Source organism: Streptomyces sp. NPDC097595, assembly GCF_044761525.1.
Taxonomy (GTDB): domain Bacteria; phylum Actinomycetota; class Actinomycetes; order Streptomycetales; family Streptomycetaceae; genus Streptomyces; species Streptomyces drozdowiczii_A.
Window position 1 is genome coordinate 369,138 of the sequence record NZ_JBIWCN010000003.1, and the last position, 11,899, is coordinate 381,036.

Below are 11,899 nucleotides of genomic sequence, written 5' to 3' on the forward strand. Positions count from 1 at the left end.
CTTGGCTCGTCACATCTACAGCTGCCCGCTGCGCTGGTCGGACATGGACGCCTTCGGCCACGTCAACAACGTGGTCTTCCTCCGCTATCTGGAGGAGGCGCGGATCGACTTCATGTTCCGGCTGGCGCCCGGGGACGGCTCGCCGTCCTTCGCGGGCGGCTCCGTCGTGGCGCGGCACGAGATCGACTACGTGCGGCCCCTGGTCCACCGGCACCGGCCGGTGACCGTCGAGTCCTGGGTCACGAAGATAGGCGCCGCGTCCCTGACGATCGCCTACGAGATCAAGGACCCGGACCAGGTCTACGTACGCGCCTCGACCGTCGTCGTGCCGTACGACCTGGCCGCCGAACGCCCCCGGCGCATCTCCCCGGAGGAGAAGCGGTTCCTCCAGGAGTATCTGGCCGAGGAGCCCGCCGCGGTATGACCGTGTCCGTACAGTCGCTGCGGTTCGCCGACGCGAGGGAGGCCGCCGATCTCGGCGCCTTCCTCGGGCGGCTGCTCCACTACGACCGTGCCGCCGCCGTCCGCCTCCAGGCGGGCGGCGGCGCGCTCGCCGTGTTCGGCAGGCCCCCGTCCTTCGACGTGCTGGCCATCCGCACGGCCCGGCTCGCCGACGCGCACGGCTTCGACGTCACGGTGTCGGCCGGCGACCTGTTGGAGACGCTGCCGAACGAAGGGCTGGAAGCCGCTCTGCCCGCCCCGGTCACCGGGCCGCCCTGGGCCGGTGTCCTCCCCCCGCGCGGCGGCTGGCGGGAGCGGTCCGGGCTGCCCGGCCCGGTCGCCCTGCGCGCCGCGCTCACCGCCGCCGTCACCGAATTCCGGGTCCGTGACGAGGCCCTGCCCGAGGATCGGCGCACCCGCGCCGAGCGGGACCGCATCGGCCACGACATCTGGTCGCGCACCCTCGCGAGCACCGAACTCCCGCTGCGCGCGGTGCACGCCGCCCAGTCCCTCGGCTTCCTGCGCGCCGACCCCGCCTTCCCGGTCGCCCTCCTGGCGGCCGGCAGCTGGCTGCGCCTGCGCACCCCGTACGGCTCCGTCGCCCTGCGCCGGGCCGGTGCGGCGGGCGGCCTGGGCAACCTCGCGGTCTCCGTAACCGGCTGAAGCCGCGCCTTTACGCCGTAAAGCCCGCCCCGCTCACCACCGCATCCGCACGTCCTCCGCCCACCCCAGCAGGCGCTCCACCGCGATCCGTGTCCCGTCGTCCGCGCGGACCGTGCCGTCGTAGTGGCCGAAACACTGGTCGGTGCGGTTGGCCAGCGCCCCCGCCTCGGTGCGGACGCGGCGGTTGTGGAACGGGGTGAACGTCAGGTCGACCTGCCCGGTCAGCGGGGTGCGGACCGTCCACGGGGCGAGCGGGTCCGAGGGCGACCAGCGCCAGTCCAGCTCCTCGCCGATCTTGCTGAGCCGGCCGTCCACGCAGAGCGCGTTCTCCGTGGAGCCGGTGCCCAGCGTCCACTGCCCGCCGAGCTGGACGCCCAGGGTGTGCCCGTCGGTGCGGCCGGACGCGGCGCCCCAGTTCCAGCGGACCGTACGCGGCCAGCGGCCCCGGCCGTGGTCCAGGACGGCCCAGGTGTCGTCCCCGTCGAAGTCCAGGAACTCGCCGCCCACCCTGACCCGGCCGGAGGCGGGCAGCGCGGTCTGCTTGGAGGTGTACTGGAAGCGGCGGCTGTCCCACGGCACGACGACGGAGAGCGATTCGTGGTCCGCCGGCCGGGCGACCAGCAGGTCCACCTCCACCGGCACCCGCTCCGGGGTCAGACAGCGGGCCCGCAGCCGGGTGCCGCCGGGCTCGTCGCGGATCTCCACGCGCACCTTGCCGCCGGTCGGGCGCGCCGGGCCCGTCACCACGTCCGGGGCGCCGGGGGAGCCGGCCACCGTGTCGGGGAGGCGGGCGCCGAGGCCGCCGGGGAGGATCGCCGTACGTTCCAGCTCAAGGCCGCCGGGCGCGTACTCCAGCAGATAGACGCTGTTCAGGGCGAGGAAGTCCAGATCGCTGACGGTCAGCGCCACCAGATGGGTGGGCGTCGTCACGCACCAGTACTCCCAGCGCTTCGTCCGGCCCCAGCCGCGCAGATTGGCGCGGTGCAGCGGGGTCCGCGACCAGCCGACCGCCGCCGGGTCGAGGCGGCCGTCGGGCAGGCACAGGTCGACCGGCTCGGTGATCTCGCGTTCGAACGTCGTCATGGCCGGATCCTAACGGCCGGTCACACGGCCTTCCGGGGCCGGTCATCCGCCCTTCGGGCCGTCCGGCCACACCCCGATGTGGTCCTGCTCCAGCTCCAGCATCACCCGGTGCTCCATGCCCAGCGCCTCGGTGTAATCGGCGGGCAGTTGCAGCCGTCCCGCGCGGTCGAGCATCGCGTACTCGCGGGCGACCTGGGACTCCTGGCCGGTCGCCGCGTCGACCTCGGTGCGGCGCAGCACCTCGAAGGACGTGCGGCCGTCGCGGATCGCGACCGTACGGCGCACCTCACTGGCGACCGCCTGGTCGTGGGTGACGATCACGATCGTCGTGCCCAGCTCCTCGTTGGCGCGGCGGAACGCGGCGAAGACCTGTTCGCCGGTGGCCGAGTCGAGTTCGCCGGTCGGCTCGTCGGCGAGCAGCACCGAGGGGGAGTTGGCGAGCGAGACGGCGATGGCCACCCGCTGCTGCTGGCCGCCCGACATCTGCCGAGGGCGCCGGTCGCGGCATTCCTCGACCTCCAGCATCTTCAGCAACGCCTCGGCACGCGCGGTCCGTTCGCGGTTGCGGCCCCGGCCGCGCAGCTGCATGGGCAGGGTGACGTTCTGGATCGCCGTGAGATACGGCAGCAGATTGCGGCCGGTCTGCTGCCAGACGAAGCCGACCACGTCCCGGCGGTAGCGGAGGCGCTCCTTCTGCCCCATGGACAGCAGGTCGCAGCCCGCCACCTTCGCCGCCCCGGCCGTCGGCTCGTCCAAGCCCGCCAGGATGTTCATCAGCGTCGACTTGCCGCTGCCGGACGCGCCGACCAGCGCCAGCAACTCGCCCTCCTCCACCAGCAGATCGAGGCCCTGGAGCGCCTGCACCTCCACCCCGTCCGTGGTGAAGATGCGCACCAGCCGGTCGCAGGCGATCAGCGCGTCATGGCCGTAGGAGGGGCGGTCGCGCCGGGCGGTGGCCCGCTGTTCGAGCTCCGCCAGCGTGGAATCGGTCGACGGCGTCGTCATCGGGAGTCTCCTGCCCTGAGTTCGGTGATCGATCCGCGGCGGCCGGCCCACCACGCCTGCACCCCGGCGACCGCGGCGGCGAGGACGATCACGCCCAGCGCCGGCAGGACCAGGGACCACGGGTCGGTCCTCAGCGGAGCGGTGGCCAGTAGACCGGAGCCGGGGCCGGTCGAGAGCGCGAGGTGCACCAGGTCGATGCCCGGTGCGAGCAGCGCGATGGTGGCCCGGCCGACGAGCAGCCCGCCCACGGCGGCGAGGAGCGCCTGCGGCATGGCCTCGAAGCCGAGGAGCCGCCCGCCCTGTCGGGAGGTCAGGCCCATGGTGCGCAGACGGGCCAACAGTGTGGAGCGCTCCGGAGCGGTCTGCAGCAGCGAGAGGAGGACGACGAGCAGGGCGTATCCCGCGCCGGCCGCGACCGCCGTGAGATAGATCCGCTCGGCGCCGCTCTGCATCGGGGTGTCGACGTACGAGGCGCGCGCCTCGGAGCGCAGCTGTACGGAGAACTGGCCGCCTGCCTTGTCGGCGGCGGCCCGCAGCGCCTCGGCGTCCAGGTGGCCGCCGGTGAGCAGCAGCGTGGTGGTGTGCCGGTTGGTGAGGGCCGACGCGTCCACGATGAGGAAGGAGGAGTCGCTCACGGCGGGTGTCCGCGTCACCGTGCCCGCCAGCCGCACCTTGAAGTGGCCGGCCACCGAACGCAGATCGCGCGGCCGGTCACCGAGCCGGCCGGCGACGGACGGTGAGGCGATCGCGGGCAGGACCCGTTCCTCGGAGGCCTGCTTCCCCTCCACGGGCCGGGCGCCGGTGGCCTTCAGCCGGTCCGCGGGGAAGGCGCCGAGGCCCACGGTACGGGCCAGCTCGGCGTACATCTCCGGGTCTACGCCGATCAGCGTGGCGCCCTTGGGGTCCGCGACGCCGGTCGCCGTGGGCGGCAGTGCGACGCCGTACTCGACCTGGACCCTGACGACCGCGCTGACGCCGGGCGCCTTCCCGGCTGCTCGGATCAGGCCGGCGGGCAGCGGGGGCAGGGCGTCCCCCTGGCCGCTGATCCGGGCGTCGGCACCGGTCGCGAGCGTGGCCGCGTCGTCCCTGGCCTCGGCGACCCCGGCGAGCACCGAGCCGCCGAACGCCGCCGTCGTCAGGGCGGCCAGCAGGGCGAGCAGGGGCAGGGTGCCGGCGGCGGACGAGCGGCCGGCCCTGGCCAGCGACAGGAAGCCCACCGCGCCGCGCAGCCGGGACGCGAAGCGCAGCGCGAGCCGCAGCGGCAACGGGTAGAGCCGGACCAGGACCACCGCGGCGACCAGCGCGACCAGCACGGGCGCGGCGCTGACCAGCAGGTCGGCGCCGCCCGCGCTGTCCGTCCCGCGCCTGCGCAGCGCGACGACGGCGCCCAGGGCCAGCACGAGCAGGGTCAGTTCGGCGACGGTGCGCCGCCGGGACGGGCGGGCGGTCGCGAGGTCGTCCCGGGCGCCGTGCGCCCGGTGCCTGCGGTGCAGCAGGGCCGTGCGCAGCGGGAGCGCGGCGCAGACCAGCGCGACGACCGCGCCCGCGCCCACGGCGGCCGGCCACAGCCGCGCCTCGCCCACCGTCAGGACCGCGAGGAGCAGCCCCAGCGCGCCGGCGGGAACGGCCGTCACCGCGGTCTCGGCGAGCAGCCGGCCCCCGATGCCGGTGAGGGAGGCGCCCCGGGCCCGCAGCAGAGCCAGTTCGGCGTCCCGGCGGCCCGCGATCAGGCCACCCGTCATGAGGAGGACGACGGCTGCGACGGCTCCGATACCGACCGCGGCGACCGTGACCACCGGTTCGATCGCCCCGCGCATCCCCTCGTACGAGGTCAGGACCTCGTCGAGGCCGGTGGAGACGGAGACCGTGTCTCCGGCGCGTTCGCGGACGGCGAGCAGCCCGGGACCGCTCTCCAGTGACGCGATCGCCGTCCGCAGCCGGGGCACGTCGCGGGTGGTCAGGCCGGAGCTCTCCGGCGCGAACTGCCAGTGGACCTCGGGCTGCCCCGTGGTGGCGAGCAGGGCGGGTGCGGCGTCCGGCGGCAGAAGCAGGGCGGCCGTCCAGAAGAACAGGGGCGCGCCCTTGCTGGGGGCGGGGACCAGGGACGGGGTGCGCAGCAGCTCGTCGGACGACCAGTAGGACGCCTCGGGCCGCTTCGGGGCGACGATGCCGGTGACGCGTACGGTCAGCGTCCCGCCGTCCCGGGTCGGGACCGCGACGGTCGCGCCCGCCTCGATGTGCAGGGCCTTCGCGGTCGCCTCGGTGACGGCCGCCTCGACCTCGCGGGTCCGCATGGTCACCTGGCCGTGGACCTTCGGCCAGGCGCCCGCGAGCAGGGTGCCGTGGTCGGCGAGACCGGACCAGGAGACGTACGTGAGTTCGGGGTCGAGACCGTAGGGACGGGGGAACCACGCCTCCGTCGCCGAGATCGTCTTCGACGTACGGACCCCGTACGCGGACTGGGCGGCGTCGGCCCGTAGCGGGGCGGGCAGCGTGCGCAGGATGCCGCGCTGGACGGCGCCCATCTCGGCACCGCGCACCGCGTTCTCGCGGGCGGACACGGGCAGTTCGAGGCCGGGCTGCGGGCCGCTCACCTCCAGGACGCCATGCCTGGGTTCGACGGTGCCGAGCTCGTGGCGCAGCCCCTGGCCCTCGTAGCGCTCCACGGACCGGGGGAAGGCGGCGGCCAGGAAGGCGGTCACCAGCACCAGCAGGGCGAACGCGAGGGACGCGCCGGGCGCGGTGCGCAGCCGGGTGCGTACCCAGGGGGCGCAGGCGGTGGCGGGGCGGGCACTCATGTCAGTTGTCCCCCTGGGTGCGCAGCGAGGTCGCGGGGTCGGAGCGGCGCAGGGTCAGAGCGGCGACGATGAGCAGGGGCAGGGCGGCGACTCCGGCCAGCAGGGCGGCGACCTGGCCGGGCGGCAGCTGCACCAGGACCGGCGGCACCGGCTGGGCGGCCTGTCCGGTCAGCACGATCAACGGCACGACCGCCCGGGTCAGCAGCGCCCCGAGCAGCGCCCCGACCAGCAGCCCGATCGCGATCAGGACGCCCTGCTCGGCGGCGGTCATCCGGGCCAGCTGGCGGCGCGGGGTGCCCAGCGCCCGGAGCACGGCGAACTCGGCGGAACGTTCCCGCTGCGAGCCGACCGCGGCCACCGCGAAGCCGACGGCGGCCAGCGCGGCGGCGATCACCGCGACGGCGAGCAGCGCGGACTGCGGGCCCGCCCCCAGCGGGTCGGTGACCAGCTCGTCGGCGATCTCGTCGCGCACCTGGACCTGGACGGGGTCGGTGTCGGGCAGCGCGCGCAGCGCGGCGGCCACCTCCGCCGTCCGGCCGGGTTCGGTGCTCAGCCACCACTCCGTGGCGGTCAGCCGGGCGGTCGGGCGGGTGGCGAAGACCTCGCCGAGGGCGCGCAGGTCCAGCAGGAGCGCCCCGCCGTCCCTGGCGCGCTGGGACTCGGCCGACGCGGCGGAGGAGCCCGAGCCGGGGCCGGTGGTGGGCAGCCGGTGCACGGTCCGGGTGATCGTCACCCGGACCGTCTCGCCGGCCAGGGTCACGTCGATCTTCTGGCCGGGCTTGGCACCGGTCGCCTTGAGGTACGCGTCGGTGGCCACGGCGTTCAGGGCCGGCGCCTTGGGCCGGGCCGCGGTGAACCGGACGCCGATCGTGGGGATCGCGTACGCCGCGTCCTCGGCGGTGACCGATCCGGTGGAGTAGCCCACGGCGAGGGGGGTCGCGGCGGACGCGGCCGGGGTGAGCGGCACGCCCGGCTTCGGCTCCTCCACGAGGGAGTCCTCGGTCCGTTCGCCCTGCCAGCGGAGGCCGTCCGGGACCGGGACGGGGTGCTCGGTGCCGTCGTCGGCGGTGGTCCGCAGCGCGGTCACGGCCAGCCGGTGCGACTCCGCGCGGTCCACGGGCTGCTTGCCGCTCAGCTCGATCCCGGTGACGGCGAACCCGCCGGCGGCCGCCACGGCGACGGAGAGCGGGTGCGCCTTCCCGTCGACCGGGACGGACCCGGCGACGACCTGGTAGGGCAGGCCGTAGCGGTCCTCCAGGAGGACGGAGACCCGGGCGGTCATGCCGGACGGCGAGACCTCGCGGGGAGCGCCCTCGGCGGATATCCGTACGTCGAAGTGGAGCCGGGTGCTGTGCTCCGGCAGCGGCAGCCCGGCGCGGGCGGCCTTCGGCGGGGTCAGCGTGTCGAAGAGCCCCGCCACCGGGCCGTTGCCGAGGTCCTCCCGCATCAGCATCCGCTCGTCGGCGTGCGCGGTGTCCAGGGCCAGGATCTCGGCGGTGCGCTCGCCGGAGAGGTCCACCGTCGTACGGAAGGCGGGCGCCGCCTCGCGTACGCCCGGCAGCTGCCCGTACGCGGGTGCCTTCGCCGGGTCCGCGTTGACGCCGGCGGTCATGCGCACCGAGGCGCCGGACCGGAAGTCGGCCTGGTCGCTCTGCGAGCGGTTCCACGAGGCGCTCTGGCCGATCGCCAGCATGCCCATCGCCACCGAGAGGACCAGCAGCAGCACGGGCCCGGCCCCCCGCAGCGGCCGGCGGCTGAACTGCCAGCCCGCCAGCGCGGTCGCCAGCCCCCGCCCGCCGGACGCGCGCCGCTCCGCGAGCCTGGCGGCGGGCGGCAGCAGACGCAGCGTCAGTACGGTGCCGGCGAGCAGGGCCAGCGCGGGCGCGGCCACCAGCAGCGGGTCGATCCCGAGCCCGCCCGCCCGGTCCCCGCTGAGCGCGCCGCTCCCCGAGCCCTTCGTCTGCCGGTCCAACTGCCAGTACGCCACCGCCGCGACGAGCAGCAGCGCGAGGTCGGCGCCCGCCCGCACCGGGCCCGGCAGCGCGGCGGACCGCGTGGTGCGCCGCCCCGCGCCGCCGGCGGTCAGGGCGGGCGCCACGACCGCGAGCGCGCAGGCCAGCGCGGTGACGGCGGCGACCAGCCAGACCTGGCCGGTGACGCCGGTGTCCAGGCGGAGCCCGATCCGGGAGAGCTCGCTGCGGTCCGCGAGGAGCCGGGTCAGCGGGCCGGAGAGCAGGGGCGCGACGACCGCCGCCGGGAGCGCGAGGAGCAGCGCCTCGGCGGACGCGAGCCCGGTGATCCGGGCCCGCGAACCCCCGCGCGCCCGCAGCAGTTCGGTCTCGCCCGCGCGCTCGCTGCTGAGCAGCCGGGCCACGAGGAGCAGGGCGTATCCGGCGAGCAGGACGAGCTGCACGGCCACGATGGTGAGCGTCGAGCGGGAGACGAGCAGGGCGCGGTCGATCTGTTCCAGGACGGTGGGCAGCGAGGTCTGCGCGGTGCCCCCGTCCTTGAACTCCGGGGCGGCCAGCAGCCTCTTCGGGCCGGCGGCCGCCGCGTCGCGCAGCGCCGCCATCCGGTCCGTGGTGACCGAGCGGAAGTCGGCGGACGCCAGCCAGGACACCTCGCCCGAGCTGGTCCGGCCCGAGCCGAGCACGGCCGGGTCGGTGAGCAGGGGACCGTACGTGGTGAAGACGACCTTGCGGACGCCGCGCCCGCCGAGCTCGTCCAGCTGCCAGTACGGGTCGGCCTGGTCGGCGGCCTTGTAGAGCCCGGTGACCGTCACGTCCACCGGCTTGCCGCCCAGCCGGTCGGAGAGCTTCAGCCGGGCGCCGGGCTTCAGCGACAGCGCCTCGGCGGCGGCCGCGGGCAGGGCCACCTCGACGGGGGCGCCGCTCTTCCCCGCTCCGGCGGCGGGCATGCGTCCGGCGGTGAGGCGGACGCGGCTGCGGTCCAGCGAGGCGAAGTGCGTGAGGTCGGGGTCACCGCGCCGGGCGGCCGGGTCCTGGAGGCTGCGCGGCAGCGCGTACGGGCCGGACGCCTCCAGCTTCCGTACGGTCACCGGGAGCCCGTCGAAGGTCTCCCGGGCGGCCTTGCGCGCCGCCGCGTCGGCCGGCCGGCGCTCGTCCGGCTCCAGCTGCGCGGAGACCACCAGCGAGGCGGGGACGGCGGAGCGGTGGGTGAGCGTGTGGCGCAGCGCGGCGTCGCCGACGGAACCGGAGAACGCGGTGAGCGCGGCCAGGACCGAGGTGGTCAGGAGCACGGCCAGCACGGCCGCCGCGAGGAGGAGCCGGTGCGCCCTCACCCGCAGAAAGACGAACCCCGTCACTTGCCCCCCAGTCACCACTCACCGCACGCGCGCCCCCCGGCGTTGTCTGGATGCTGTCAGACGGCCCGTGCCCGTGGAAACCGCTTACGGGTACAACTTGATGCATTCGTGACCGCTATCCGGCCGCAGGGCGCCGGATTCCGCACGGATGTGGGCGGTCCGTGACCGGCGGTCAGCCGTCGGTGTTCACCATCGAGGCGGCCGCATAAGTGAGGTAGTCCCAGAGCTGCCGCTCGTGCTCCGGGGCGAGGCCCAGCTCGTCCAGCGCGACGCGCATGTGGTGCAGCCAGGCGTCGTGCGCGGCGCGGTCCACCCGGAACGGCGCGTGCCGCATCCGCAGCCGGGGGTGCCCGCGCCGGTCGCTGTAGGTGCGCGGCCCGCCCCAGTACTGCATGAGGAACAGTGCGAACCGCTCCTCGGCAGGACCGAGGTCCTCCTCCGGGTACATCGGCCGCAGCAGCGGGTCCTCGGCGACGCCCTGGTAGAAGCGGTGCACCAGGCGCCTGAAGGTCTCCTCGCCGCCGACCTGCTCGTAGAAGGTCAGCTCCTGCACCGTGTCGCGCGGAATCTCAGTCACCCGTCCATGGTCGCAGACGTGCGGCGCGGCGGGCCGGGCCCGGGGGATCTTCTCCGCTTCAGGCCCTTTCCGTCTTGTCAGTTCGTTGTGCGAACTACTATGGTTCGTGTAACGAACGAAATGGCGTGTCCATTCAAACGTGTCCATTCAATGGTTGGAGTCGGCATGGCAAACGGAACAGGGAATCGCACCGTCGTCGTCATCGGCGGCGGATACGGCGGCTCCGCCGTCGCGAAGGCGCTCGACGAGGAAACCGATGTGGTGCTGGTCGACCCGAAGGACGCATTCGTCCACGCGGCGGGCTCCCTGCGGGCGCTGGTCGAGCCCGACTGGGCGGAGAACATCTTCTTCCCGTACGACACCCTGCTGAAGCGCGGCACCGTCCGCCGCGAGCGGGCCGTCGCCGTGGACCCCGGCGGGGTCACCCTGGCCGGCGGCGAACGCGTCGTCGCCGACTACCTGGTGCTCGCCTCCGGGTCCGACTACCCCTTCCCGGCCAAGACCGACACCGACCTCGCGGGCGACGCGCTGGCCCGGATAAAGGAGGCGCACCAGGAGCTGGCCGGCGCCGGGCGGGTCCTGATCACCGGCGCCGGACCGGTCGGCATCGAACTCTCCGGCGAGATCAAGGCGGTCTGGCCCGAGAAGCACGTGGTCATCACCGACCCCGCCGATGAGCTGCTGCCGGGCTTCCTGCCCGAGCTCCGCGAGGAGCTGCTGCGCCAGCTGGACGCGCTCGGCGTGGAGCTGCGGCTCTCCACCGCGCTCACCGGCGAACCGGCGGCCGTCCCCGGGCGGCTCGACCCGTTCACGGTGACCACCGACGGCGGCGGGCGCATCGCGGCCGACATCTGGTTCCGCTGCTACGGCGTGCGCTCCAACGGCGACTACCTCGCCGACGGCCGGGTCGCCGAGCGCGACGCGCAGGGCCGGGTGCCGGTGGACGAACGGCTGAACGTCACCGGGCACCGGCACATCTACGCCCTCGGCGACCTCACCGACCTGGCCGAGGCCAAGATGGCCGGGTACGCGATGAAGCACGCCGAGGTGGTCGCGGCCAACATCCTCGCCCAGGTGCGCGGCGAGGACCCGGCGGCCGTCTATCTGCCGTCCCCGGTGCCGTCCGCGCTGCTCCCGCTCGGGCCCGGCGGCGGGGTGGGCCAGGTGCCCTCGCCGGACGGCCCTGTACTGCTGCCCGCCGAGCAGGTCAGCGCGTACAAGGGCAAGGACCTGTTCACCGGGCGCTTCGCGGAGCTCTTCGGCATCGCGCGCTGAGGTCCCGGCGGCGGGGCGGGGCTCAGCAGCCGGGGGTGGCCGCCGGGGCGTTCTCGCAGGACTCGCGGAAGACCATGGGCACCTTGTTCTCCAGCACCAGGCGGCCCAGGAGTGCGGTCAGCTGCTCGCGGTCGGCCCCGTCGAGCCCTTCCGCCAGGGCCTCGACGCGCCGGCAGGTCTCCGCGTAGAACACCTCGGCGAGCTCGCTCCCGGCCTCGGTCGTGGCGACCCGCACCGCGCGCCCGTCCTCCGGGTCGGCCTCCCGGCGCACCAGGCCCCGCTGCACGCTTCGGTCCACGAGGCCGGTGAGGCTGGACTTCGCCAGACCAAGGACGGTGCCCAGCTCGCGCATGCCGTACGGCTTCACCATCAGCACGCAGAGCAGCTGGCCCTGCTGGGCGGTGATCCCGTGTTCGCGGCCGGAGTCGGCGTACACGGCATTCACCAGGAATGCGGAGCGCACCAATGCGGTGGCGATCCCCATCTGCCCCTCGTCGGCCTTTCGCATGTGAACAGAATATGACAGGCGCGAGCGGTACCGACCCGTCCGGACCGGACATTCGTGGTACGAACTACCGCAGGCGGAAGCGGGGGGGGGGGGGGGGGGGGGGCCCGCCCCCCCCCCCCCCGGGGGGGGGGGGGGGCGCGGGCGGGGGGGGGGGGGGGGGCGCCCCCCGGGGGCGGCGGGGGGGGGGGCGGCGCCCCACCCACGCAACACTAAGAGAAGCATAA

9 protein-coding genes are annotated in these 11,899 nt (G+C 74.9%); 3 read left to right on the forward strand and 6 right to left on the reverse strand.

Annotation, left to right across the window (positions count from 1 at the left end; genetic code table 11):
* Nucleotide 1: 1 nt before the first annotated feature.
* Both ACIQZN_RS06550 and ACIQZN_RS06555 read left to right on the forward strand, forming a co-directional pair.
* Complete coding sequence (locus ACIQZN_RS06550) at nucleotides 2–424, forward strand: thioesterase family protein (RefSeq protein ID WP_026171908.1); 423 nt, start codon at nucleotides 2–4, stop codon at nucleotides 422–424.
* On the forward strand, nucleotides 421–1,104 hold the full coding sequence (locus tag ACIQZN_RS06555; protein ID WP_403988971.1) for a hypothetical protein: 684 nt from the start codon (nucleotides 421–423) through the stop codon (nucleotides 1,102–1,104). Before ACIQZN_RS06550 ends, ACIQZN_RS06555 begins: the two co-directional genes overlap by 4 nt.
* 33 nt (nucleotides 1,105–1,137) lie before the next feature.
* On the opposite strand, the gene ACIQZN_RS06560 is transcribed toward ACIQZN_RS06555, so the two are convergent.
* The 5 genes from ACIQZN_RS06560 to ACIQZN_RS06580 all read right to left on the reverse strand — a co-directional run bounded on the left by ACIQZN_RS06560 (nucleotide 1,138) and on the right by ACIQZN_RS06580 (nucleotide 9,892).
* Nucleotides 1,138–2,187 (reverse strand): DUF2804 domain-containing protein, encoded by a 1,050-nt coding sequence (locus tag ACIQZN_RS06560; protein ID WP_403988973.1) that lies wholly within the window; start codon nucleotides 2,185–2,187, stop codon nucleotides 1,138–1,140.
* Nucleotides 2,188–2,229: 42 nt separating this feature from the next.
* Nucleotides 2,230–3,192, reverse strand: a complete 963-nt coding sequence (locus tag ACIQZN_RS06565) for an ABC transporter ATP-binding protein (RefSeq protein ID WP_403988975.1) — start codon at nucleotides 3,190–3,192, stop codon at nucleotides 2,230–2,232.
* Nucleotides 3,189–5,990: an ABC transporter permease gene (locus tag ACIQZN_RS06570; RefSeq protein ID WP_403988977.1), complete on the reverse strand. Its 2,802-nt coding sequence runs from the start codon at nucleotides 5,988–5,990 to the stop codon at nucleotides 3,189–3,191. Before ACIQZN_RS06570 ends, ACIQZN_RS06565 begins: the two co-directional genes overlap by 4 nt.
* A gap of 1 nt (nucleotide 5,991) precedes the next feature.
* Entirely contained in the window at nucleotides 5,992–9,315 is a 3,324-nt protein-coding gene (locus ACIQZN_RS06575) for an FtsX-like permease family protein (RefSeq protein WP_403988979.1), read from the reverse strand.
* Nucleotides 9,316–9,487: 172 nt separating this feature from the next.
* Entirely contained in the window at nucleotides 9,488–9,892 is a 405-nt protein-coding gene (locus tag ACIQZN_RS06580) for a globin (RefSeq protein WP_020207350.1), read from the reverse strand.
* Nucleotides 9,893–10,057: 165 nt separating this feature from the next.
* Between ACIQZN_RS06580 and ACIQZN_RS06585 the strand changes: the two genes are divergently transcribed.
* The gene (locus ACIQZN_RS06585; RefSeq protein WP_403988981.1) at nucleotides 10,058–11,167 is read left to right on the forward strand and encodes an NAD(P)/FAD-dependent oxidoreductase; all 1,110 of its coding nucleotides are present in this window, start codon (nucleotides 10,058–10,060) and stop codon (nucleotides 11,165–11,167) included.
* Between the two features lie 22 nt (nucleotides 11,168–11,189).
* Here the strand turns inward: ACIQZN_RS06585 and ACIQZN_RS06590 are convergent, their stop codons facing one another.
* A complete protein-coding gene (locus ACIQZN_RS06590; protein WP_403989176.1) occupies nucleotides 11,190–11,651 on the reverse strand; it encodes a MarR family winged helix-turn-helix transcriptional regulator in 462 nt (153 codons plus the stop codon).
* Between the last annotated feature and the right edge of the window lie 248 nt (nucleotides 11,652–11,899).